General features: G+C 55.8%; 25 protein-coding genes. 13 read left to right on the plus strand and 12 right to left on the minus strand.

What is annotated here, in order from left to right; translation table 11 throughout:
• The first annotated feature begins 29 nt into the window (after nucleotides 1-29).
• Together copI and queF are read left to right on the plus strand one after the other, a co-directional pair.
• Nucleotides 30-566 (plus strand): copper-resistant cuproprotein CopI, encoded by a 537-nt coding sequence (gene copI / locus V6M90_RS10180; RefSeq protein ID WP_042944350.1) that lies wholly within the window; start codon nucleotides 30-32, stop codon nucleotides 564-566.
• Nucleotides 567-632: 66 nt separating this feature from the next.
• A complete protein-coding gene (gene queF, locus V6M90_RS10185) occupies nucleotides 633-1,463 on the plus strand; it encodes an NADPH-dependent 7-cyano-7-deazaguanine reductase QueF (RefSeq protein ID WP_003172594.1) in 831 nt (276 codons plus the stop codon).
• Nucleotides 1,464-1,599: 136 nt separating this feature from the next.
• Here queF and V6M90_RS10190 read toward each other — a convergent pair whose 3' ends face one another.
• Nucleotides 1,600-1,866, minus strand: coding sequence for a DUF4404 family protein (locus tag V6M90_RS10190; RefSeq protein ID WP_141064532.1), 267 nt, complete (start codon nucleotides 1,864-1,866; stop codon nucleotides 1,600-1,602).
• A gap of 110 nt (nucleotides 1,867-1,976) precedes the next feature.
• Nucleotides 1,977-2,585 (minus strand): HAD family phosphatase, encoded by a 609-nt coding sequence (locus tag V6M90_RS10195; RefSeq protein ID WP_332846416.1) that lies wholly within the window; start codon nucleotides 2,583-2,585, stop codon nucleotides 1,977-1,979.
• A gap of 196 nt (nucleotides 2,586-2,781) precedes the next feature.
• On the opposite strand from V6M90_RS10195, the gene V6M90_RS10200 reads away from it, so the two are divergent.
• Nucleotides 2,782-3,471: an MlaA family lipoprotein gene (locus V6M90_RS10200; RefSeq protein ID WP_003172597.1), complete on the plus strand. Its 690-nt coding sequence runs from the start codon at nucleotides 2,782-2,784 to the stop codon at nucleotides 3,469-3,471.
• A gap of 62 nt (nucleotides 3,472-3,533) precedes the next feature.
• On the opposite strand, the gene V6M90_RS10205 is transcribed toward V6M90_RS10200, so the two are convergent.
• On the minus strand, nucleotides 3,534-3,830 hold the full coding sequence (locus V6M90_RS10205) for a PilZ domain-containing protein (RefSeq protein WP_141064534.1): 297 nt from the start codon (nucleotides 3,828-3,830) through the stop codon (nucleotides 3,534-3,536).
• Between the two features lie 276 nt (nucleotides 3,831-4,106).
• Here V6M90_RS10205 and rssB point away from each other — a divergent pair, with 276 nt between their 5' ends.
• Nucleotides 4,107-5,288 carry a two-component system response regulator RssB gene (gene rssB, locus V6M90_RS10210; RefSeq protein WP_003172599.1) on the plus strand — a complete coding sequence of 394 codons (1,182 nt, stop codon included), beginning with the start codon at nucleotides 4,107-4,109 and terminating at the stop codon, nucleotides 5,286-5,288.
• Complete coding sequence (rssC, locus tag V6M90_RS10215; protein ID WP_003172602.1) at nucleotides 5,288-5,770, plus strand: anti-sigma factor antagonist RssC; 483 nt, start codon at nucleotides 5,288-5,290, stop codon at nucleotides 5,768-5,770. Before rssB ends, rssC begins: the two co-directional genes overlap by 1 nt.
• 93 nt (nucleotides 5,771-5,863) lie before the next feature.
• Here rssC and tal read toward each other — a convergent pair whose 3' ends face one another.
• Complete coding sequence (gene tal / locus V6M90_RS10220) at nucleotides 5,864-6,790, minus strand: transaldolase (RefSeq protein ID WP_003172603.1); 927 nt, start codon at nucleotides 6,788-6,790, stop codon at nucleotides 5,864-5,866.
• Nucleotides 6,791-7,077: 287 nt separating this feature from the next.
• Nucleotides 7,078-8,064, minus strand: coding sequence for a tRNA dihydrouridine(20/20a) synthase DusA (gene dusA / locus V6M90_RS10225; protein ID WP_332846417.1), 987 nt, complete (start codon nucleotides 8,062-8,064; stop codon nucleotides 7,078-7,080).
• A 312-nt stretch (nucleotides 8,065-8,376) separates the two neighbouring features.
• Here dusA and V6M90_RS10230 point away from each other — a divergent pair, with 312 nt between their 5' ends.
• Nucleotides 8,377-8,547 carry a hypothetical protein gene (locus V6M90_RS10230; protein WP_332846418.1) on the plus strand — a complete coding sequence of 57 codons (171 nt, stop codon included), beginning with the start codon at nucleotides 8,377-8,379 and terminating at the stop codon, nucleotides 8,545-8,547.
• 31 nt (nucleotides 8,548-8,578) lie between these two features.
• Nucleotides 8,579-8,689: a BrnA antitoxin family protein gene (locus tag V6M90_RS10235; protein ID WP_332846419.1), complete on the plus strand. Its 111-nt coding sequence runs from the start codon at nucleotides 8,579-8,581 to the stop codon at nucleotides 8,687-8,689.
• A 79-nt stretch (nucleotides 8,690-8,768) separates the two neighbouring features.
• On the opposite strand, the gene V6M90_RS10240 is transcribed toward V6M90_RS10235, so the two are convergent.
• Entirely contained in the window at nucleotides 8,769-9,011 is a 243-nt protein-coding gene (locus tag V6M90_RS10240; protein ID WP_332846420.1) for a CopG family transcriptional regulator, read from the minus strand.
• A gap of 324 nt (nucleotides 9,012-9,335) precedes the next feature.
• Here V6M90_RS10240 and V6M90_RS10245 point away from each other — a divergent pair, with 324 nt between their 5' ends.
• Entirely contained in the window at nucleotides 9,336-10,187 is an 852-nt protein-coding gene (locus V6M90_RS10245; RefSeq protein WP_332846421.1) for a ParA family protein, read from the plus strand.
• Nucleotides 10,188-10,191: 4 nt separating this feature from the next.
• Nucleotides 10,192-10,704, plus strand: a complete 513-nt coding sequence (locus V6M90_RS10250; protein WP_332846422.1) for a hypothetical protein — start codon at nucleotides 10,192-10,194, stop codon at nucleotides 10,702-10,704.
• Between the two features lie 183 nt (nucleotides 10,705-10,887).
• Here the strand turns inward: V6M90_RS10250 and V6M90_RS10255 are convergent, their stop codons facing one another.
• The gene (locus V6M90_RS10255) at nucleotides 10,888-11,715 is read right to left on the minus strand and encodes a hypothetical protein (RefSeq protein ID WP_332846423.1); all 828 of its coding nucleotides are present in this window, start codon (nucleotides 11,713-11,715) and stop codon (nucleotides 10,888-10,890) included.
• A 196-nt stretch (nucleotides 11,716-11,911) separates the two neighbouring features.
• Nucleotides 11,912-13,357: a hypothetical protein gene (locus V6M90_RS10260; RefSeq protein WP_332846424.1), complete on the minus strand. Its 1,446-nt coding sequence runs from the start codon at nucleotides 13,355-13,357 to the stop codon at nucleotides 11,912-11,914.
• Nucleotides 13,358-13,996: 639 nt separating this feature from the next.
• On the opposite strand from V6M90_RS10260, the gene V6M90_RS10265 reads away from it, so the two are divergent.
• Together V6M90_RS10265 and V6M90_RS10270 are read left to right on the plus strand one after the other, a co-directional pair.
• Nucleotides 13,997-14,362: a DUF6124 family protein gene (locus tag V6M90_RS10265; RefSeq protein ID WP_332846425.1), complete on the plus strand. Its 366-nt coding sequence runs from the start codon at nucleotides 13,997-13,999 to the stop codon at nucleotides 14,360-14,362.
• Between the two features lie 144 nt (nucleotides 14,363-14,506).
• On the plus strand, nucleotides 14,507-14,725 hold the full coding sequence (locus V6M90_RS10270) for a hypothetical protein (protein ID WP_003172610.1): 219 nt from the start codon (nucleotides 14,507-14,509) through the stop codon (nucleotides 14,723-14,725).
• 6 nt (nucleotides 14,726-14,731) lie between these two features.
• Here V6M90_RS10270 and V6M90_RS10275 read toward each other — a convergent pair whose 3' ends face one another.
• Both V6M90_RS10275 and V6M90_RS10280 read right to left on the minus strand, forming a co-directional pair.
• Entirely contained in the window at nucleotides 14,732-15,571 is an 840-nt protein-coding gene (locus V6M90_RS10275) for a lipopolysaccharide kinase InaA family protein (RefSeq protein WP_332846426.1), read from the minus strand.
• Between the two features lie 143 nt (nucleotides 15,572-15,714).
• Entirely contained in the window at nucleotides 15,715-16,902 is a 1,188-nt protein-coding gene (locus V6M90_RS10280; protein WP_305428774.1) for an MFS transporter, read from the minus strand.
• Between the two features lie 422 nt (nucleotides 16,903-17,324).
• Between V6M90_RS10280 and mqo the strand changes: the two genes are divergently transcribed.
• Entirely contained in the window at nucleotides 17,325-18,971 is a 1,647-nt protein-coding gene (mqo, locus tag V6M90_RS10285; protein WP_078732158.1) for a malate dehydrogenase (quinone), read from the plus strand.
• Nucleotides 18,972-19,033: 62 nt separating this feature from the next.
• On the opposite strand, the gene V6M90_RS10290 is transcribed toward mqo, so the two are convergent.
• Nucleotides 19,034-19,723: an NADPH-dependent F420 reductase gene (locus tag V6M90_RS10290; protein ID WP_332846448.1), complete on the minus strand. Its 690-nt coding sequence runs from the start codon at nucleotides 19,721-19,723 to the stop codon at nucleotides 19,034-19,036.
• An 80-nt stretch (nucleotides 19,724-19,803) separates the two neighbouring features.
• On the opposite strand from V6M90_RS10290, the gene V6M90_RS10295 reads away from it, so the two are divergent.
• Entirely contained in the window at nucleotides 19,804-20,700 is an 897-nt protein-coding gene (locus V6M90_RS10295) for a LysR family transcriptional regulator (RefSeq protein WP_003172615.1), read from the plus strand.
• A gap of 36 nt (nucleotides 20,701-20,736) precedes the next feature.
• Here V6M90_RS10295 and V6M90_RS10300 read toward each other — a convergent pair whose 3' ends face one another.
• Nucleotides 20,737-21,585, minus strand: a complete 849-nt coding sequence (locus V6M90_RS10300; RefSeq protein WP_305428776.1) for a LysR family transcriptional regulator — start codon at nucleotides 21,583-21,585, stop codon at nucleotides 20,737-20,739.
• Between the last annotated feature and the right edge of the window lie 121 nt (nucleotides 21,586-21,706).

Consider the following 21,706-nt stretch of genomic DNA (forward strand, 5'->3'; position numbering starts at 1 on the left):
AGCGGGTTACTTATATGGGGAGAATTTCGATGGCATTGCGTACACCTCTGTTGTTGGCCGGTTGCCTGTTGGCGTTGAGTGTCGATGCGATGGCCGACGCGACACATACCTATGCGTTCGGCCAGCCGGCAACGGCGGACAAGGCCACGCGCACGGTGGACGTCACGCTGCAGGATATTGCCTTTTCGCCCAAGTCGCTGGAGGTGAAGGCCGGTGAGACCGTTCGCTTTGTATTGGTCAACAAGGGCCAGCTACTGCACGAATTCAACCTCGGTGACGCGGCGATGCACGCCGAACACCAGAAGGAAATGTTACAGATGCAGGCCAGCGGCATGCTCACCTCCACGGGGATGGGCAAGATGGACCACAGCGCCATGAGTCATGGTGATAGGGGCCATGGTGATATGGGCGGCATGAAACACGATGACCCTAACAGTGTACTGGTCGAGCCTGGTAAAACCGCCGAACTGACCTGGACCTTCACTCAGGCCACGGGCCTGGAGTTCGCCTGCAACCTGCCCGGGCATTACCAGGCGGGTATGGTCGGCAAGCTGACCGTTGAGTGAGGTGCCGCTTAAGAGCTCAGGCAAAGGCTGGTAGACTGGCGCGGTTTATTTAGCCAGGTTTCCGCCATGCATCCCGCAGCCGAACATTCGCCGCTGGGCAAGTCCAGTGAATACATCAGCACCTACACGCCTTCGTTGCTGTTCCCGATCCCTCGCGCGGCCAAGTGGGCCGAGCTTGGCCTGAGCGCCGAGACCCTGCCTTACAAAGGCGTGGATTTCTGGAACTGCTTCGAATTGTCCTGGCTGCTGCCGTCGGGCAAGCCGGTGGTGGCGATCGGTGAGTTCAGCATCCCGGCCGACTCGCCGAATATCATCGAGTCCAAGTCGTTCAAGCTGTACCTCAACTCGCTGAACCAGACCGTGTTTGCCGATATCGAAGGCCTGGAAGCGACCCTGCGCACGGACCTCAGTGCCGCTGCCGGCAAGCCGGTGAGTGTGCGTATCCGCAGCCTGGCCGAGATCGAAGCCGAAGGGGTGATGGCGCTGCCGGGTGTGTGTATCGACGACCTGGACATCAACGTCAGCGGTTACGAGCACCCGCGTCCGGAGCTGTTGCGCTGCGATGATTCGCGCGTGCTGGAGGAGAGCGTGCACAGCCACCTGCTCAAGTCCAACTGCCCGGTGACCAGCCAGCCCGACTGGGGCAGCGTGGTGGTGGAGTACCGTGGTTCGGCACTGGATCACGCCAGTTTGCTGGAATACCTGGTGAGCTTTCGCCAGCATTCGGATTTTCATGAGCAATGTGTGGAGCGCATATTCCTGGACTTGCAGCGCCTGCTGAAGCCGGAAAAATTGACGGTGTATGCGCGCTATGTGCGCCGGGGTGGGTTGGATATCAACCCGTATCGCAGTACTGAGGATGTAGCGTTCCAGAACGTGCGCCTGGCGCGCCAATAAGCCTTCACACACAACCAAAATGTGGGAGGGGGCTTGCTCCCGATTACGGATATTCAGACACAGATGTTGTGACTGACTCCGCTATCGGGGGCAAGCCCCCTCCCACATTTGGTTCTGTATCCGGCTTAGGCTTGGGTTAAATGCCGATGTTGCCCAAGGTAATCACAATATTGCGCAGTGTCCCGGCAATGCCAGGATGATCCAGTTCAAAACCTTCCACTGCCCGGTTCACATCGTCAGCGATGCTGGGTGTCTGGGTGGCCGGTTCCATTTTCAGCTGTACTTCGAACTTGGCGATCAATTCTTCCAGCGCTTCACGTTTTTCTTCAGACAGCAGCGGTTTCTGTTCCAACTGCCCGCGCAGGATCTCGACCTGTTCTTCCAGTTTTTTGCGATCAGGCATGACATTCTTCCTTTTATCGATAGGCACTGGCATAGACCGCGACACGCCGTGAAAGGTCTATGGACTGACCTGTAGATTAATCCACGGGCGCCGACTGTGCATGATCTCGATCAGGGCTTCTCGCCTTTGAGCCGGCGCAGGCTGATGTCGGCCAGACAGGTGCCGAGCTCGCCAAGGTGATCGATCACCGAGTGGACCCCCAAGCCATACAGCGCCACGGTGGCCTTGCCGCGCTTGTGCTCGCGCTCCTTGTCGCTCAGGGCCTGCCATTGTTCGGGCGCGAGGCCGCACAGCGAACCGCAGGAGGCCAGGCCGATGGTCCACAGCCCGGCGTTCAGGCCTGATTGCAGCAAGCGTGGCTCACCGCTGACCAATACGCAGCCTTCCAGGCGTTCGATGTTCAGTTCCATCAAGGCTTGCCAGCACGCATGGGGCGCAGGCCAGCGGATGGAGGAGGGCGAGGAGGCCTTGAGCCAGTTGGGCAGGGAGGCGGCCAGAGGGGTGGTGACCGAGGCGGGCAGCTCATCCAGCCAGGCGCAGGGCACACCTTGGTCCTTGAGGCTGCGCAGGCTTTTCAGCGCGCCTGGGGTGACGTGGGAGTCGGGGGATGCTGAGTCGGTGCGCGCATGGGAACCAAAGTCGACCAGGCAACCACTCAGGCCAAACAGTACGGCGGTCAAGGCGGGGCCGTCGGCGACGGCGGTCTCTGCTTGAGGCATGTGAGCATCCCTGAAATAGCTCTGACGCTATCGGTGCAGAATGACAAGGGGATGACAGTCGCGTTAATTGTAGGAATTTTGTCCATTTTCCGTATGACTCTTCTTGGTTGCTGCCTAATTGGAGACTTCCGTCATATACTGACGGCCTTATTCAGGGCATAGCGCCCATGACAGATCATTCAAGGAGCATAAAGCTATGCGCTGGAGCCACTACTTCGCTCAGCTGTCGGTGTGTGCCACTGTCCTGTTGGCCCCGTTCGCCGCCCAGGCCGCATCGGAAGATGACCCATGGGAAAGCGTCAACCGTCCGATCTTCACGTTCAACGACACCGTTGATACCTACGCCCTCAAGCCATTGGCCCAAGGGTATGAGTGGATCACGCCGCAATTTGTCGAAGACGGTATCCACAACTTCTTCCGCAATATCGGCGATGTCGGCAACCTGGCCAACAATGTGCTGCAACTCAAGCCGCACAACGCAGGCGTTGATACGGCGCGTTTGTTGGTCAACACCACCTTCGGCGTGCTGGGCTTCATTGATGTCGGCACCAAAATGGGGCTGCAACGCAGCGATGAAGACTTCGGTCAGACCCTGGGTTACTGGGGTGTGGGCAGCGGTCCCTACGTGATGCTGCCTTTGCTGGGCCCGAGCACACTGCGTGATGCACCGTCCAAATACGTCGACAGCTACACGCAACCGTATCGCTACATGAACGATATCGGCTGGCGCAACAGCACCATGGGCCTGAACATCGTCGACACCCGTGCCAGCTTGCTCGACAGTGAGAAGCTGATCACCGGCGACAAGTACACCTTCATCCGTAACGCCTACCTGCAGAACCGCGAGTTCAAGGTCAAGGATGGCAAGGTCGTCGACGACTTTTAAGCTGTGATGTTTTGAAACGAAATAAGGCGACCCCTGGAGGTCGCCTTTTTTGTGTGCGGGTTTCAGCGCATTTTCAGGATCTTCAGACCAAGCTGCTGCTCGTCCCCTGCGGTTTTAGCCCACACCACTTGCGTGTCCGCCTCCAGGCCCGCGAGCGCAGCGTGCTCCGAATCAATGCGCACGGTCAGCAGGTCACCCACAGTGAACTGGCGAGGCGCCTGTACCTGCATGCCAGAGCTGGAAAGGTCTACGCAAACCCCCGCAATCTCTTGCCCAGCGTGAATCAGTGACACATCGGCATCCACTTTCATGCGGATGAAATCACGTTTTTCAGCATAGTCGCGCTCGTGCTGGCTCATCGGTTCCGTCCTTACTTTGTGTTGTGGTTGTGCCTGTTCTTATAACTCCCGGTGATTTGCGGTGTAAAGACGCTCGGCGACCATCGGCATGAGCTTGAAACGCCTGTCGGATGGGAGTACCGTCTGCGCCTTAGAAGGGCACCTCTGCTTTACAGTTGTGCGTGGGCAAAACGCCTATGCTTTGTAGGACAGAGAGGCTAGAAAGCGAATCCAGTACGTGAGCCCGGTCATTGCCGAGCCACCTACGCCAACCTAATTCTGGCGCCGTTTGCCCACATGCAAAAAACCAGTGCCACGCTGCTGATAATCGATGACGACGAAGTAGTGCGCGCGAGCCTCGCGGCCTATTTGGAAGACAGCGGCTTCAGCGTATTGCAGGCCAGCAATGGTCAACAGGGTCTCCAGGTATTCGAGCGCGACCAGCCCGACCTCGTGATCTGCGACCTGCGCATGCCCCAGATGGGCGGCCTTGAGCTGATCCGCCAGGTGACCGAGCTTGCCCCGCAGACGCCAGTGATTGTCGTGTCCGGTGCCGGGGTCATGAACGATGCCGTCGAGGCCCTGCGCCTGGGCGCCGCCGACTACCTGATCAAGCCCCTCGAAGACCTCGCGGTACTGGAGCACTCGGTGCGCCGTGCCCTGGATCGTGCACGCCTTTTGGTCGAGAACCAGCGCTACCGCGAAAAGCTCGAAACGGCCAACCGCGAACTCGAAGCCAGCCTCAACTTGCTCCAGGAAGACCAGAACGCCGGTCGCCAGGTGCAGATGAACATGCTGCCGGTCAGCCCCTGGACCATCGACGAGTTCCAGTTCGCGCACCAGATCATCCCGTCGCTGTACCTGTCGGGAGATTTTGTCGACTACTTCCGTGTGGATGAGCGGCGCGTAGCGTTCTACCTGGCCGATGTCTCCGGGCATGGCGCGTCGTCCGCCTTTGTCACCGTGCTGTTGAAGTTCATGACCACACGGCTGCTGTTCGAATCCAAGCGCAATGGCACCTTGCCGGAGTTCACCCCGTCGCAAGTGCTGGGCCACATCAACCGGGGCCTGATCAGCTGCAAGCTGGGCAAGCACGTGACGATGGTCGGCGGCGTGATCGATGAAGAAACCGGTCTTTTGACCTACAGTATTGGCGGTCACCTGCCGATGCCTGTTTTATACACTCCTGACAGTGTGCGTTACCTGGAAGGGCGTGGCCTACCGGTCGGCTTGTTCAATGAAGCCACTTACGAAGACCACATCCTGGAGTTGCCGCCGACGTTCAGCCTCACGCTGATGTCCGACGGCATTCTGGACCTTTTGCCGGAACCTACACTCAAAGAGAAAGAAGCCGCCTTGCCCCAACGGGTCAAGTCGGCGGGCGGCAGCCTGGATGGCCTGCGGCAGGTTTTTGGATTGGCCACGCTGGGGGAGATGCCGGATGATATCGCCCTACTGGTGTTGAGCAGGAATCTTTGATGAGTACCGGAAGAATCCAGTTCGCCGAGCAAGACGGGACCTTTGTCCTGAAGTTTGTCGGTGAAGTGCGCCTGACCTTGTGTTCGGCGCTGGATGCGACGATTGAGCGGATCTTCACTGCGCTGAATTTCTCGGCGATCGTGATCGATCTGACCGAAACCCGCAGCATCGATAGCACCACCCTTGGTTTGCTGGCCAAGTTGTCCATTCTGTCGCGGCAGAAGGTCGGCCTGTTGCCTACCGTCGTCACCACCCACGAAGACATCACGCGTCTGCTGCAGTCCATGGGCTTCGATCAGGTGTTCAACATCGTTGACCGCCCGATCCCGTGCCCGGAATGCCTGACCGACCTGCCGTCCCAGGACCAGTCCGAGGAAGTGGTACGGGTCAAGGTGCTGGAAGCGCACAAGATCCTCATGGGCCTCAACGAGTCCAACCGCGAAGCCTTCCACGACCTCGTCAACGCCCTCGAGCGCCACTGATCCCTCTCATAGTTGAAATCTTGAGACCGGGGACAAAGACACAAAAAAGGGCGGCACCCTCACAGGTGCCGCCCTTTTTGCCGCTATCTGCCCTTACAGCTTGGCCGACAACAACGCCTCCAGCTTCTCCTGGTCCCGAGCAAACTGACGAATCCCCTCCGCCAGCTTCTCCGTCGCCATCGCGTCCTCGTTGGACTCCCAACGGAACTGCGCTTCAGTCATATGCACCCGCGCTTCACCGGCATGCCCTGGCGACAACTTGCGCTCCAGCTTGCCTTCATCGGCCGCCAGTTTCTCCAGCAGGTCCGGGCTGATGGTCAGGCGATCACAGCCGGCCAACTCTTCGATCTGGCTCAGGTTGCGGAAACTCGCACCCATCACCACGGTCTTGTAGCCGTTGGCCTTGTAGTAGTTGTAGATGCGCGTCACCGACTGTACGCCAGGATCATCGGAACCGGTGTAGTCGTTGCCGTTGGCCTTTTTGTACCAGTCATAGATACGGCCCACGAACGGCGAAATCAGGAACACGCCGGCTTCTGCGCAGGCCACGGCCTGAGCGAAGGAGAACAACAGCGTCAGGTTGGTCTGGATGCCTTCTTTTTCCAGCTTCTCCGCCGCGCGGATGCCTTCCCAGGTGGAAGCGATCTTGATCAGTACACGGTCACGGCCAACACCGGCTTTTTCGTACAGGTCGATCAGACGGTGCGCACGCTTGAGAATCGCGCCCTCATCGAACGACAGGCGGGCGTCCACCTCGGTGGAAATACGCCCCGGTACCACTTTGAGAATCTCTTGACCCACCGCCACCGCGAAACGGTCGCTGGCCAGGCCGACATCGCCGTTGCAGTCCTGCACACACTCGTCCAGCAGCTTGGCATAACCTGTGATCGACGCAGCTTTGAGCAGCAGGGAAGGGTTGGTGGTCGCATCCTGCGGCTTGAGCTTGGCGAGCGTTGAAAAATCGCCGGTATCGGCTACGACAGTGGTGAATTGCTTGAGTTGTTCCAGCTTGGAAGTCATGGGCGTGCTCTGTCCTATGGGTCTGGTGACATTACCCGAGCGTCGACAGGCGCTCAAGGCGCAAATGCGCTCGATCGTTTGCGCGGGTAATAAGCCTGAAAACAGCCGTTTGAGTGACCGGCCGTACTGCTCAATAGGAGGGCAAAACTGACCGCAGGTTCAACCCAACTGCCATGTGGGCAATACGGTCCCGTGATGCACAGCGTTCAAAAGGTGAGAGGGGGCTTGCTCCCGATAGCAATGTATCAGTCGAGCCATAACCCACTGACCCGCAGCAAGCCAACCAGTCAACGCCCTTCCAATAAAGCCCCTGCCTGATCCAGCAATGCCAACGGATCCGCCGCCTTATGAATATCCACCGACAACAGCTGCCTGAACCTGCGCGCCCCTGGGAAACCGGTGCCCAGCCCCAGCACATGCCGAGTGATGTGATGCATCACGCCACCACTCGCCAGATGTTCGGCAATATAAGGCCGCAATTGCGCCAGTACCTGAGCCCGACCAACCACCGGCGCCTCACTCCCGAACAACCGCTGATCCACCTCCGCCAGCAGATACGGGTTGTGATAAGCCTCGCGCCCCAGCATCACCCCATCAAACGTCTGCAAATGCTCCTGGCACTGTTCCAGCGTCTTGATCCCACCGTTAAGCACAATCTCCAACTCCGGAAAATCCCGCTTCAACTGCGCCGCCACGTCATAGCGCAACGGCGGAATGTCGCGATTCTCCTTGGGCGACAACCCCTCCAGAATCGCAATCCGCGCATGCACCGTGAAACTGGTGCAACCGGCGTCCTTCACCGTCCCGACGAAATCACACAGCTCGGCATAACTGTCACGACCGTTGATGCCGATACGATGCTTCACCGTTACTGGAATCGACACCGCATCGCGCATGGCCTTCACGCAATCGGCCACCAGGGCAGGGTGCGCCATCAGGATCGCGCCGATCATATTGTTCTGCACACGGTCGCTGGGGCAGCCGACGTTCAGGTTCACTTCGTCATAGCCGGCGGCTTCGGCCATGCGCGCGCAGGCGGCCAGGTCGGCGGGGACACTGCCACCCAATTGGAGGGCCAGAGGGTGCTCGGCTTCGTTGTGGCGCAGGAAGCGGTCATGGTCGCCGTGGAGGATCGCGCCGGTGGTGACCATCTCGGTGTAGAGCAGGGCGTGTTTGGAGAGAAGGCGCAGGAAGAACCGGCAGTGGCGGTCGGTCCAATCCATCATGGGCGCGACGGAGAAGCGGCGGGAGAGTGGGGCGGTTTCTAGGAGCATTGGGGGATCTGAGTCAGCGAGGCGAATGGGGCGCAGTTTATCAGGGATGCTTGTCGGGTACTTGGCGGGTTCTCAGGCCTAGTCACTCAATCTTCGATGACAGCCAGAGCACATGCTCGGTTACGGTTTGGGCGCAGACTTTGTGTTGACGATTTGTTGTGGCTACGATGAAGTTATTCAGATTACTTATAATCCGGCCAAAGACGATGGGGTAAATAAGCGATTGACTGCATGTCGTGGTGTTTACCCTATGGACTGACGCGGTCCACGTCATCAGCTTTCGTAAAGCCAACAAACGGGAGGTCAAAAGTTATGACCAAGAAACCCAGTCCTGAGAGGGGCGATACGGTAAACCCGGAATGCTCGGCCAAGGACTTCGCTAAGGCCAAACCAGCCAGCGAGGTGCTTGTGGGATTATTTGGCAAAGCTCAGGCGAAGGAAATGCTAAACCAAAGCGTGGCGGCCAAAGTCTTTAGCTACTAAAGAGCACGTCAATGTTCGTTTGGATGCTGATGTGCTGGAGCGATTCAGGGCTTCTGGCCCCGGGTGGCAAACGCGAGTGAACGCCGCTTTGGCCGATTGGCTCAAGACGCACACACCAGATGAGCTGAAGGCGGGTCGATAAGTAATATCCCCAAAACAATTAGCCGCCATGGGGAGGCTTTTTGCTGTCTGCTGAATTTTTGAGTGCTTTTGCAAGCCGCTCAGCCCGCATTCCGGCTCCAGCGCCTGGCGCGAATGGCTGTCACTTGGTCATCGGTGGCGAATATGCCCTGGTCGGCTTCCTTTACTGCCAGCTCGATTTGAGCGGTCAGCGTTTTTTCGTGCTCGATGTAGCCGCGAAGAACATCCATCGCCAAGTAGCTTGCCGTTTGGCCTTTGGTTTTGGCCTGGTCGGCGAGAGAGTTGGACAGGTCTTCTGGTAGATTTAGGGATATCCCAGTCATGACAGCCTCGATGATGGACGGTTGTGGGGCACCTTACACCTCGGAGCGCGGGATTGAATCGGTAGATCGTCGTGAGATGTGTCTGGGAGTGAATCGGCTGCTCCGGGTATCGTGGTCTGACCGCCCTATATCCCTATCCCGGTGGAGCTTTTTAGGTCTCATTCTACCCAGGTGGTCCTTCAAGAGGTAGGTATGAAAAAATCATTTTTTTATGAAAATGTAGTATCAAAAAAAAATTTTTCATTCACAATCTACCATTAGTATGAAATAGCCGCTGAGGAAGAATGGGGGCTATAACTAAGTTGGCTAATCAAGGAGCGAAATGTGGCAGCTATATCTGTAAGTCTGATAAATATGAAGGGTGGTGTTGGTAAAACGACACTCGCAGCTCAACTTGCACACGCTGCTGACACAAAGCGCTTGAGAATTTTGGCGGTAGATCTCGATCCTCAAGCAAATTTAAGCCAGGCTTTAATGGGCGCTAGAGGGTACGTTGATCATCTAAACCAAAAACGTCCAACAGTTGTTAATTTGTTCGAGCAGTATTTGCCGCCAAGCATTAGTACCCCCAGTCCGACTAAGTGCACAATTAATGATGTAATTATCAAGCAAGCAGGCTATTGGTCGAATACCATGTTGGACCTGATTCCTAGTAGGCTGGAGTTGTCCAATACGCTGAAAAACCCAACCGGAAAAGAGAGGAAGCTAGCTAAAGCATTAAGCACTGTGGTAGATGATTATGATTTGATTATCATTGATTGTGCACCTACGGAGTCTATTTTAACGGATGCTGCATACCATGCGAGTAGATATGCATTGGTTCCGGTGAAACCAGAATTTTTGGCAACTATTGGTTTGCCATTGTTGGCAAACTCAGTTATCGAGTTTAAAGCCGAAAACGCAGATCATTCTTTGGACATATGTGGCATTGTTTTTAATCATTCATCTTCCTATTCAGATGGTCCTGAAACTGCGGCGTCGGTCAGAGAGGTAACCAACGAGGCATCTAAGCACGGTTGGCATATATATGATACACATGTAAGATATTCGCGATCGTATGCTAAAGCTGCCCGAGAGCGTACGCCGATTGCATCGACTAGTCACGTGCGAACAAATGTTCCTAGGCAATTCTCCGCATTTTCCCAGGAGTTTTTCAAATCCATTGGAATAAACTAATTCTATGACGCCTAACGATATATTAGATTTAGAGATTTCGTTGCTTCTTTTGAAATATGGAAGGCAGCGTGTTTTACAATCAATTGCCAGGCGGGAGGGGGTGCCCGATGATGTTATTGAGCAAGAACTCAAGTTGGGCCTATTTGCGAAAGTAAGATCAAATAGGAAGAAGACAAATCCGTCTAAGCTATTTAGTATCGATTCGATTGTAACTGATAGTGGCGAAAAGTCTTTGATCTTGCGTGATCTAAATGCAAAGTTTGAAAATCGAAGGTTTCTGCCAGAGTTGAAGGACGTGAAACGGTTTTATGAACGTTACGGGGGGCGGTCAGCGTTATTAAAAACGCGAGCCGGATCTCAAGCCGTTTTATTTAGAATGTTGTCAAGCTTTGAGTTAAGTGAGCTTAAGAAGTTGACAGTCGATCCTCCGGCTCAGAACGAGTTTTCAGCTTTAGGTCTTATTTCAGATGAGATTTTAAGGCATAGCAAAAATAAAACGAATGATCAGAAAGAGTAGTATTTTTTAATTTTTTAAAGATGAGTATATCGGGGTCAGACCCTGAGGAATCCCTGGATTGAATCGGCAGGTCGTCTTGAGACGTGTCTGGGAGTGAATCGTTTGCTTTTCCTCTGCCAACTCAAAGCCGGGTATCGTGGTCTGACCCCCGATATCCCATTGAGATTTGGCTACGTTGGAAAATTAAAGCCTTTTGACGTTGAAGCTATTGCAGCCTTGGGAGCGTAGGGGGATTGTCATTTCAGGATCTGCAAACAAATCGACCTGGACGCAGTAGAGCATCAACCCCTTTCCCGTTGACGTAGAAAACAACGTATCAAAATAGCTTTTTGCATAGACTGCGAAGCGTTCGGTGTCGATGTCCTTTGCCACGCTTTCACGAACAGCCCACATGCGTGGGGAGACTTGATAGGCTCTTGTTGCGGAGACTGTTCGCTCAAAGCTGCTGGAGCCAGCCCCACGCACCAGGCCTGGATCGCCGATATTCCGGAAAAATGCAGCAGGGAAGGGCCCTCCACGACCTTGCGGTGTTCTCACATTGAAAGCCTGTGCTTTGAAGTCATAGCGGCCTAGTGTGATAACGGCGCTCCCAGTGAGGAGTCGAGGCGCGGTCTCTCCAAATTCAGCCCGGGATTGTCTGAAGGCCTCTTCGCCCGCAGATCTGCCTTCTGATGAGCGTCGACGTGCTTCGAACTCATCTTTTGGACTGTCCTCGTTTTCATCGTGAAGAAGCACATATTCCCGTGTGAATTCGGGTAAGTCATAGTTCTGAGCGAGGCCGGCAGTTACCAACACGCGATTTTTGACCTGATTGACATCTAGCGCCTTGGACTTTTGCTCTTCAGTAAGTGCTGTGGTCTCAAACGGCAAGGTCGTAAGTTTCTCGACCACAGCGGCGTTGTAGGTGTATCGGTTTTGTTTCTGAAAATGAAGTCCAGCAACGATGGCTGAGATGGAGGCGGCCATGGCGATAGAAACACCAATGACTGATTTTTTGGTTACTTTGCTCATGCTTTCCCTTTGCTCTAAGAGCCGATGCCCATCATTTTTGTCTGGCGCGAGTATGATTATCTCCAGTGACTGTATCCAGCTGGATTCCTCAGGGTCTGACCCCGATATCTGTCTTTCGACCCGCGATATCTAGGGGGCTTCGGAGTTTACTGAACTCAACTCTGTGTTGGTTGGGTTTGCCCCTCGAAACATTGCGCTATGTGTTATCGCTCTTCGGTTGTTCGCTTTCTGAATATTCCTCTTTTGGCACAACAGGAAATTTAACTTGGCCGGCAGCAGTTAATATGGCTTTTCGGCATTTTGTTGCATATCTTGTGTCGCGCTTGTTTTTCAAATACTTGGCAATGAGGAAAAGGTCAGGCGTGAATACGAGAGCTGTTGAACTTGTCGTTGCAGCAGAAATGCATTTTTTTGTGAACGGTTCTAGTCTCGCATTAATAGGCTGCAATCTGTATGGGTTGCCAAATAATACGGGTTTGGCTGGGTCATTAACTTCATCTCGCTCAAGATCCTCATGTATATTCATCGCGAGCTGACGTAGCTTATCAATATTTATTGGTTTGTTGTCTTTGCCTTCGGCCTCGCCAATTAGTCTACCTTCCTTGGATTCAAAAACAGCGTCGAATTCAGACTCGCCGTTATCAAATTGTGACACTTCGAAGCCGATTATTTTGAGGGCATCTAAAATTGCGAATTCTAATGGCTTGCCTTTCTCGAATAAAAGATTTCTAAGTCTTCCTAAGTCTTTTATTTCATCGATTATAGCTTCTTTTTGGGCTTGAACAGTTTCAAGATTTTTTTCGATTTTTAGAAGTTTCTGAGATGCTGATTTTTCTTGGTTTAATTTGTATTTGGGGTCTCTTGCCCAGTCAGGCTCAGGAGTTAATTCGGCAGAAGATCGTAAGGATTTTTCTATCGAAATAATTGATTTTATCATCCTGGATGCAAACTGCTTTGCTTCTGCTGTCCACTCACCTCCATTTTCTTCGTTTTCGTCACCAACTATAAAAGATTCAGGGTAGAAATCTATGTCAGGGAGGCATAGCAACGCGCCGTTAGAGTTTTTTGACCTATTAATAGTTCCTACTACTTTGTCGCCATGCCGGGTTAACAGGCACGGCGTCAATTCCCCTTCAATGATAGTCTTGTATGATGAGACTTTTGAGAACTCTTGCCAATAGGAAGATATAGGTTCAAAGTTTTTTTCAGAAGGTTTTATTTCTTTTCCCTTTGATATTCGTGGTTTTAGGGTTAGTGGTATTGACTGATAGTTGTCGTAGCTTGTCACGATTCTCGTGGTTTTTTGATTTTTGCCAGTCCCGGAGTATCTCTTTTCTCCTGTTGCAATACTCAATGGGGTCAGGTCACTTAAAAATACTAATACTAATTTCCCGTGCTCAGTGGCTGCTTTTATTTCTTTTCGCCAATGCTCAGATTGTGATTTTAATTTGAATGATTGATCATCCGATAAGCACGGTTTTCCTTCAAAGGTGCTCTCACGCTTATAGATGTAGTCGCTGATGTCTGGTTTAAAAAGGATTATGTCCCAGTCCAAAAGAGAAATGTCAGAGTCGAAATCACAAAATTCAGTTTCGTTATCTGCCAGTGAAAGTCCGATGGTTAATATCTTTTTGTTAGCCATGAATTATCCATTTCTTTAAAAACACAGAATTATAGTTAGGCCCAAAGCGGCTTCCAGGGCCAGTTGATTTTGATAAAGCCGTTCCTGCACTTCCGTACAGTGAGTACTCGCTCGCCATGGTATGCGACTCGTTTTGAAAAAAATCAAGCATAGCAGTGGCAACTCTCGGAATTGCGAAAGCGAGCAAAAAAAGGGAAAGGCGGCAGTGCGTGGGAGTGACTCTGGGACGAAAGTGGTACGAATGGGTGGCGAAGGTGCTGTAGTGCGCGTTCTGTGAGGCCTGTGATTTTAGTCGTTCCAATCCATCATCGGAGCGACCAAGTGATCCAGTGACCAGGCCAAATAGTCTAGGAAGTTTCCCACGCTTTTCTCAGCTTGCTCCTCAGACCACCCCTAGCTAACCTCCTCAAGCCGCTGCCAATCCAGCGGCCGGATGTGGAAGTCCGTACCAAGCTAAGACGCAATCGTCACAAACACCTACCGGCGTTTTTTTACGCCTGTATCATGTGTTTCGGCGGCTGTGCGCGGGGCACTTCGGTGCGCCGGGTCCTTAGCCCTGGTCTTCCACACCTGCGTACAGCTGCCACCCTCATGTGGAAGTGAGTTTGGCAGTTCCTGAAATAGTTAAGGAGCTTCGCCATGTACAAAGTCACACCAAATCCGCCTCATGCCTCAAACGCTGCGCTCTCTGATGTCAAGCTTCACGCTGCGGCCCAGCGTGCAATTCCTCATTACTTTCCTCTATCTGACGACAATGCACCGGTTGAGCAAGCTTGTAGCAATGTCTTCGTCGTCAACCCCAACATAGACACCGAAACCCTCCTGGCCAACGCCGCCGAAAACCTCGCCTCCGCCAACCAAATGGCCGCCACCCTGGCCTTCGACCTCGACGACCCCCTGCGCGCCCTCGCCCTGGGCATCCAACAACTAATCGACCTGAGCGCGCTACTCGTCGACCGAGCCCAGGAGCAAGTCGCGCCTGCCGCAAGCACGACCACAGTCTGACACCCACCCCGCCGCCTCACCCCAAGGCGGCAACCTGAACCCACCCTGTCACCCAACAAAATTTCATAATCCCTCGCCCCATTGAGGTCTACGATCCTCTTCGAGAGAGGCTCCCAGCACCACCAGCCCACAGGGAATTGAAAAATGATCTCCAACCTCGTCAAAGTCGTGATGATCACCGGTACGTTGCTGTTAAGCGCCTGTTCATCCTCACCCGCTGTAAACAGCGACCCGTGTTTTTCAGGCGGATGCCAGGCATTCGGTGACCACAGCCCGAGCAAAGCCGCCAAGATGAATTTTGGCGGCAGTGGGTTGGGGAGTAGTTATGGGGAGTATGGCTCGGGGTTGTTGCACGACGATTGAGGTCAGTCAGCCTGTTACGACGGTGCCCTTATGAAAAATCTGGCGGCGGGCCCGGCGGCTGATATTTTCGTGCTTGCTGGTTGCGTACATGGCGTCGAAGCGCTGGCGATCAATGTTGCCGTAGTGGGTCAGTTGTTCCAGCACCATCCGGTCGTAATCCTGCTCGATCACGAAGCGGAAAATCTCTCGGCGGTAATAGAACCCAAATTGAAACGCCAGCACCTCGGGCAGGTAGTCGGTTGGTGTGAGGAAGCAGTTTTCCAGGTCGATGGCCTTGGCAAGCGTTGGCTGCTTCAGATTGATCATCACGTTGTTGGCCCAGAAGTCCATGTGCACGACGCCTTTGCTGTGCAAGCAGTGCAGCAGTTTGAAGGACGCGGCGATCAGGCGCTGGATGTCGCGTTCCTGTTTGAGCCATGCCAGGCCATTGAGGTAGCCCTCCAGCATCTCGGTAAAGATGAAGAATTCCTGGACCAGGCCAAGCGCCGACTTTCTATAGCCGAACCCATACAAGCTGGCGACCGGGGCGCCGCGTTTCTGGGCGCCGAGGGTGTTGAGGACTTCTTCGACTGGCCAGTCGAACGCACCGTCACGTTTGGCGCGTCCGAAGGTGACTCGCCATTTTGGTCTCAGGCTATCCAGCGGTTGGGACTTGGCGAACAGGCCGTTTTCCATGCCTTTGAGTGGTGCGCTGATGCGGTCTGTCAGCTGATGCCGCGTGTCGATGAGCTCCTGAATCGCCTGCTGAGCATTTTCATCAGTATTGTCAGTGGTAAAAATCGTGGCGTTGCGATGGTTAAGTGTGGCCGAAAACTCCTGAAGCACACTTCTGTCAGGAAAACTCAAAACACGTCCTTGTCATTTCGGAAATTTATGACGGATATGTTACATGCTGCGTTTATTGGATCCAACCTGAACCTAACCTGTCTGAAGATAAAACAGTCTTCATTTCAGTGGTGCAGGCCGTTCGTTTGTGCTTTGCGCCAGGATTAATGCCCACCCTGCATCCGCCGCGCGCATAGGTATAGGCCCAGGCCGATCAGCGCCGTAGCTGCGCCAATGTACCCGGTGCTGGTCCACCCCAGCCCTGCCGTAATCGCCATCCCGCCAAACCACGGCCCCAGCGCATTCGCCAGGTTGAACGCCGCATGGTTGGATGCCGCCGCCAAACTCGGGGCTTCGTGGGCAATGTCCATCAGGCGGATTTGCAGCGGTGCGGCCAACGACACCATGGTGCCGACCAGGCCCATGCTCAGTAGCACGCCCCACAATGAAGCCGCGGCGAAGGGGAAGAACAACAACACCGCAATCGACCACACCAATATCAAACCCACGGCACGAAACTGCATGCGATCAAACAGTTTGCCGCCAGCGATGTTGCCGATGATTCCGCCCACGCCAAACGCGGCGAGGCCGAAAGGGATCCATTGCGGTGACACTTTGGTCACTTCGAGCATGGTCGGTGCCAGGTAGCTGAACACGCAAAACATCCCGGCAAAGCCGATCGCGCCGATGGACAGGGCCATCCACACTTGGGGTTTGGTGAAGGCGCGCATTTCCTTGCGCGGGTCGCTGCGTTCTTCGTCGTGGCGGTGGGGCACGAATTGCCAGACCAGGGCGATGGTGCACAGGGCAATCACGCTGACCAGCCCGAATGCCGAGCGCCAGCCCAGGTGTTGGCCGAGGAAGGTGGCGATGGGGTTGCCGAGCAGCATGGCCAGGGTCAGGCCCATCATCACCCGGGCCACGGCGCCGGCGCGTTTGTCGGTGGGCACCATGCTGGAGGCGACCACGGCGGCGATGCCGAAGTAGGCGCCGTGGGGCAGGCCGCTGATAAAGCGGAAGGCCACCAGTGAGCCGAAGCTCGGGGTAAACGCTGTGGCGAAGTTGCCTAGCGCATACAGGCCCATTAATAACAGCAGCATGTGTTTGCGCAGCAACTTGGCACCGAGGATGGCCAGCAGCGGGGCGCCGACCATCACGCCCAACGCGTAGGCGCTGATGGCGTGGCCGACCTGGGGTTCGCTTAAGCCCAGGTTCTGGGCGATGTCTGGCATCAGGCCCATGATGGCGAATTCGCCAGTACCGATTGCGAAAGCGCCCACGGCCATGGCCGCTTCCATTTTGGCGGCACTGCGCGCGGGCAGCACGTGCCCGGGTGTTTGGTGGATAGACATGGAGAGCTCTGTTGGATGAGTGCACGAAAGACAGTCGTCGATGCTACGCACGCGACGGTAAAGGTGTCTAGAACCGCCTCAGGCATGAGAGTTCCGGGCGTGTGACGCCACGTCGCGCCCGGTGCTATTGACACCTGCGGGTTAAAAGCCGCGATTTAGAGCTGTCAATTGGCCAAACAGCGCATAACGGCCTTTTGCCGTGATATTCTGCGCGCCGTCCTGGTCTAGTCTTTCCCCGGCGCGTACACCCGTATACGTCCCGGCGATTGGCTGTCGTCCAGGTAGCTGAAGCCAATAATGATAAGAAGTCAGCGCAGAAGGGACATAACAGTGAGGTCGATACGTCGGCCTTGTGTGCCCACCCTGCGACCCTGAAGAGTCAGGGCGGTAGGGCGGATGGCGTTTTATCATAGGTGCTACTGATGTTTAAGAAAGTAAACACTGCCCTGCTGGGGCTGGCTTTGTCGATGGGGATCACGTCCGTTCACGCGGAAGAGGCAAAGAAAGTCGATGTGCTGCTGATCGGCGGCGGCATCATGAGTGCCACCCTGGGTGTCTGGCTCAACGAGCTGGAACCGGACTGGTCGATGGAAATGGTCGAGCGCCTCGACGGCGTGGCCGAAGAAAGCTCCAACGGCTGGAACAACGCCGGTACCGGTCACTCGGCCCTGGCTGAGCTGAACTACACACCGGAAGACAAGAACGGCAACGTTGAGATCCCCAAAGCGGTCGAGATCAACGAAGCGTTCCAGATCTCCCGTCAGTTCTGGTCCTGGCAGGTCCAGCAGGGCGTGCTGAAGAACCCGCGTTCGTTCATCAACTCCACACCGCACATGAGCTTTGTGTGGGGCGATGACAACATCAAGTTCCTCAAGAAGCGCTACGAAGCCCTGCAGGCCAGCCCGCTGTTCGCCGGCATGCAGTACTCCGAAGACCCGGCGCAGATCGCCAAGTGGGTTCCGCTGATGATGGAAGGGCGTGACCCGAACCAGAAAATCGCGGCCACCTGGAGCCCGCTGGGTACCGACATGAACTTCGGCGAGATCACCCGCCAGTTCGTTGCCCACCTGCAAACCACACCCAAGTTCGACCTGAAACTGTCGAGCGAAGTGCAGGACATCACCAAGAACGACGACGGTTCGTGGCGTGTCAGCTACAAAAACCTGAAAGACGGGACCAAGACTGAAACCGACGCCAAGTTCGTGTTCATCGGCGCCGGCGGCGGAGCCTTGCACCTGCTGCAAAAGTCGGGCATTCCTGAAGCCAAGGAATACGCGGGCTTCCCAGTGGGCGGTTCGTTCCTGGTAACCGATAACCCAACCGTGGCCGAGCAGCACCTGGCCAAGGCCTACGGTAAAGCGTCGGTCGGTTCGCCGCCGATGTCGGTTCCGCACCTGGACACCCGTGTGCTGGATGGCAAGCGCGTGATCCTGTTTGGCCCATTCGCAACCTTCTCCACCAAGTTCCTCAAAGAAGGCTCGTACCTGGACCTGCTGACCAGCACGACCACCCACAACATCTGGCCAATGACCAAAGTCGGTATTCGTGAATACCCACTGGTCGAGTACCTTGCCGGCCAGCTGATGCTGTCGGATGACGACCGCTTCAAGGCACTGCAAGAGTACTTCCCTAACGCCAAGAAAGAAGACTGGCGCCTGTGGCAGGCCGGTCAGCGCGTGCAGATCATCAAGCGTGACGAAGAGCAGGGCGGCGTACTGAAACTCGGTACCGAAGTGGTCAGCTCCGCCGACAACACCATCGCCGGCCTGTTGGGTGCATCGCCAGGCGCGTCGACCGCGGCTCCGATCATGCTGACCGTGCTGCAGAAAGTGTTCAAGGACAAGGTCGCGACCCCTGAGTGGCAGGCAAAACTGCACCAGATCGTACCGAGCTACGGCACCAAGCTGAACGACAGCCCTGAAGCGGTTGCCAAGGAATGGGCCTACACCGCTGGCGTCCTGCAACTGATGCCACCGCCTGTAATTCCGCAAATGGCGGCTCCAAAGGCCACCGAGGCTGCCAAGCCTGCGGCCCAGCCGAGCAAGCCGGCGTCTGATCTGGCGCTGTAAAAAGCTGAGAAAAAGCCCGCTGAACCGGTGACGGTCAGCGGGCTTTTTTATGCGCGTCGTGTTTATGTACGAGGGCGCGAGCGCTCCACGGCCGGCAGTTCAACCGTGCGCTCGGCGGCGGCCAGCGCGGCCTTCAAGCCGGCCTGGTCCAACGGCACGCAATACGCAGGCTTGGCCCGCTCAAACCGCCAGCTGTCATCCAGGCCACCTGCATCCACGGCATCAAAACCGAGTTCGTCGAGCAACCGGATCACTTGTGCCTTCGCGGCGGCGTCGTCCGCGGCCACCGGCAGGGCACGGCGGTCGGGAGCGCCGTGGGGGCGGGCATCCTGTGTCAGGTCGGGGGCGAAGATCGCGTTGAACACCTTCACGACGTGTGAGTGAGGCAAGTGCTCGGCGAGCAGGCGGCTGGTGGTGGTTTCAAAGCGATCCAGCACAGGGATATGCCCGTCGCGGTTGGGGTAGTAATTATTGGCATCCATCACCGTCTTGCCTTCCAGCCATTGGGCCGGGACGCTGCGGTAATGCTCCAGGGGAATCGCTACGAGTACTACATCGCCGAACTGGGCGGCGTCTTCGGCGCTACCCACTTGCACGCCGAGTATGCCGCTCACCACGCTGCTCATGGTGTGTGGGCCGCGGGAGTTGCTCAACATCACCTCATGCCCGGCCGCCAGTGCCAGTTGAGCCACGGCGCGCCCGATAAAGCCTGCTCCAATAACGCCAATCTTCATGACTGTGCTCCTGCTGATGGGGGAGCCGTTATGATGATTGGCAACCAATGGGTGATAAATTGTCGTTCGGGTGTGGCTGTTGTTACTGGGAGTGGTGAATGATGGATCGCTTATCAAGCATGAATGCCTTCGTGACGGCGGCTGAGCTGGGCTCCTACGCGCGTGCCGCTGAGCGCCTGGGCATGTCGCCGCAGATGGTGGCCAAACATGTAGCCGCGCTGGAGTCGCGCCTGGGCGCACGCTTGCTCAACCGCACCACACGCAGACAAAGCCTGACGGAGCTGGGGAGCGCGTACTACGAACGCTGCAAACATATCCTCACAGAGGCCGAGGCTGCCGATTCGCTGGCGCAGATCATGAATGACACGCCACGCGGCAAGTTGAAAATCACCGCGCCGGTGACCTTCGGCTCCCACAGCCTGATGCCGCTGATTACCGGGTTCCTGCGTGACCATCCGGATGTGGAAATCGACCTGCACCTGACGGATCGGTTTGTCGACCTGGTGGAGGAGGGGTACGAAGCGGCGTTCCGTATCGGTCCCCTGGCAACCACCGGCCTCACGGCCAGGCCGCTGGCGCCTTACCGCCTGGTGGTCTGCGCTGCGCCGGCCTACCTGGCGGCACGCGGTACACCGCGGGTGCCGGCGGACCTCGAGCACCATGAATGCCTGGGGTACGCCTTCTGGTCGCGTCCGGCCGATCGCGAGTGGGTGTTTTTCCAGGGTACGACGCCGTACAAGGTGCAGGTGGCCAGCCGTTTGCAGATCAACGAAAGCCGGGCCTTGATGTCGGCCGCGCTGGATGGTTTCGGTATTGTCCTTGGTCCGGAGGATTTTCTGCGCGGGGCATTGGCCAGGGGCGAGTTGGTGCGGGTACTGCCGGACTTTGATGCGCCGAGCCGGTCGATGCATTTGGTCTACACCGCCAACCGGCAGCGTACGGCGAAGTTGCGACGGTTTGTCGAGGCGGTGGTTCAGCGCTTCGGTCCCGCGTGATGCCCTTACGTGCGCAGCGACCAGCGGTTTGCCGGATTAAAGAGTGAAACCCTTCTTCAACTGCTCATGCAGATGCAGCGCCAAATGGTTTGCGCTGTCGGAAAGCAAGTAAATGTGGTGTCGCGGCAAGTCCGGCAGATGCACCCCCGCAATGGTTTTAGTCAATCCAGGGGTGATTCGGCTTTCCTCAATCATGCCCACGGCCAAACCGCACATGATTGCCGCCTCTACGGCGGTCGAACTGGCGCTTTCAAGCAGGATTCGATAGTAGACCCCGTGCTCTTTCAGCGCCCGGATGGCCGAGGCTCGATAAGGGCAACCGACCAATTGCACCGCGATAGGCAGTGGGGCTTGCTCCGGGGTTTTGAACTGCTCGGAGACCACCCACACCGGCTGTATCGAGCCCAGATGTTCTCCTTGTTCCAAAGGGTGTGCGCTGACGATCAGCGCCAGGTCTATCTGTTCCCGGCTGAACATCGTCAATAGCTCGCCACTGGAACGGGCTTCCAGTTCGAGTTCCAACATTGGGTTTTCAGCAATGAGCTGCGGCAGAAAATCACGCATAAAGGCCGGGGCGTAGGAGTCGGGCAGTCCCAGGCGGATCTTTCCCTGCATGCGCTGCGGGCTCAGGGAGGCCAGCAAGCGATCGTGGCTCTTGAGGAAATCTGTCGTTTCACTGAGCAATTTTTTGCCGTACATCGTCAGCTCCACTCCCTGATTGCTGCGACTGAACAGGCGCTGGCCTACCAAGTCTTCCAGTTTTTGGATCTGTGTAGTGACGGTCGATGCGCTGCGATGGACGTGATTGGCCGCTTCGTTGAAGCGCCGAAAGCGTGCCACCGCGTGGAAGGTACGCAACAAGTCGATATTCAGTTGCTTGCTCATGATTCCTCTTTTGGGAATTACTGGTGCAGATTATTCAAATATACAAAATCATGCGGCCACCCTAGGCTTTGAGTCAAACAGGCGAGCGCAGGCACGCCGAAGTCAAACAAGAAACAGAGGG

The organism is Pseudomonas lactucae, from assembly GCF_036688725.1.
Classification (GTDB): domain Bacteria; phylum Pseudomonadota; class Gammaproteobacteria; order Pseudomonadales; family Pseudomonadaceae; genus Aquipseudomonas; species Aquipseudomonas lactucae.

Coding starts and splice junctions, on each gene's coding strand:
- copI (WP_042944350.1), top strand. CDS start 30: ATGGCATTGCGTACACCTCTGTTGTTGGCCGGTTGCCTGTTGGCGTTG.
- queF (WP_003172594.1), top strand. CDS start 633: ATGCATCCCGCAGCCGAACATTCGCCGCTGGGCAAGTCCAGTGAATAC.
- V6M90_RS10190 (WP_141064532.1), bottom strand. CDS start 1,866: ATGCCTGATCGCAAAAAACTGGAAGAACAGGTCGAGATCCTGCGCGGG.
- V6M90_RS10195 (WP_332846416.1), bottom strand. CDS start 2,585: ATGCCTCAAGCAGAGACCGCCGTCGCCGACGGCCCCGCCTTGACCGCC.
- V6M90_RS10200 (WP_003172597.1), top strand. CDS start 2,782: ATGCGCTGGAGCCACTACTTCGCTCAGCTGTCGGTGTGTGCCACTGTC.
- V6M90_RS10205 (WP_141064534.1), bottom strand. CDS start 3,830: ATGAGCCAGCACGAGCGCGACTATGCTGAAAAACGTGATTTCATCCGC.
- rssB (WP_003172599.1), top strand. CDS start 4,107: ATGCAAAAAACCAGTGCCACGCTGCTGATAATCGATGACGACGAAGTA.
- rssC (WP_003172602.1), top strand. CDS start 5,288: ATGAGTACCGGAAGAATCCAGTTCGCCGAGCAAGACGGGACCTTTGTC.
- tal (WP_003172603.1), bottom strand. CDS start 6,790: ATGACTTCCAAGCTGGAACAACTCAAGCAATTCACCACTGTCGTAGCC.
- dusA (WP_332846417.1), bottom strand. CDS start 8,064: ATGCTCCTAGAAACCGCCCCACTCTCCCGCCGCTTCTCCGTCGCGCCC.
- V6M90_RS10230 (WP_332846418.1), top strand. CDS start 8,377: ATGACCAAGAAACCCAGTCCTGAGAGGGGCGATACGGTAAACCCGGAA.
- V6M90_RS10240 (WP_332846420.1), bottom strand. CDS start 9,011: ATGACTGGGATATCCCTAAATCTACCAGAAGACCTGTCCAACTCTCTC.
- V6M90_RS10250 (WP_332846422.1), top strand. CDS start 10,192: ATGACGCCTAACGATATATTAGATTTAGAGATTTCGTTGCTTCTTTTG.
- V6M90_RS10255 (WP_332846423.1), bottom strand. CDS start 11,715: ATGAGCAAAGTAACCAAAAAATCAGTCATTGGTGTTTCTATCGCCATG.
- V6M90_RS10260 (WP_332846424.1), bottom strand. CDS start 13,357: ATGGCTAACAAAAAGATATTAACCATCGGACTTTCACTGGCAGATAAC.
- V6M90_RS10265 (WP_332846425.1), top strand. CDS start 13,997: ATGTACAAAGTCACACCAAATCCGCCTCATGCCTCAAACGCTGCGCTC.
- V6M90_RS10270 (WP_003172610.1), top strand. CDS start 14,507: ATGATCTCCAACCTCGTCAAAGTCGTGATGATCACCGGTACGTTGCTG.
- V6M90_RS10280 (WP_305428774.1), bottom strand. CDS start 16,902: ATGTCTATCCACCAAACACCCGGGCACGTGCTGCCCGCGCGCAGTGCC.
- mqo (WP_078732158.1), top strand. CDS start 17,325: ATGTTTAAGAAAGTAAACACTGCCCTGCTGGGGCTGGCTTTGTCGATG.
- V6M90_RS10295 (WP_003172615.1), top strand. CDS start 19,804: ATGATGGATCGCTTATCAAGCATGAATGCCTTCGTGACGGCGGCTGAG.
- V6M90_RS10300 (WP_305428776.1), bottom strand. CDS start 21,585: ATGAGCAAGCAACTGAATATCGACTTGTTGCGTACCTTCCACGCGGTG.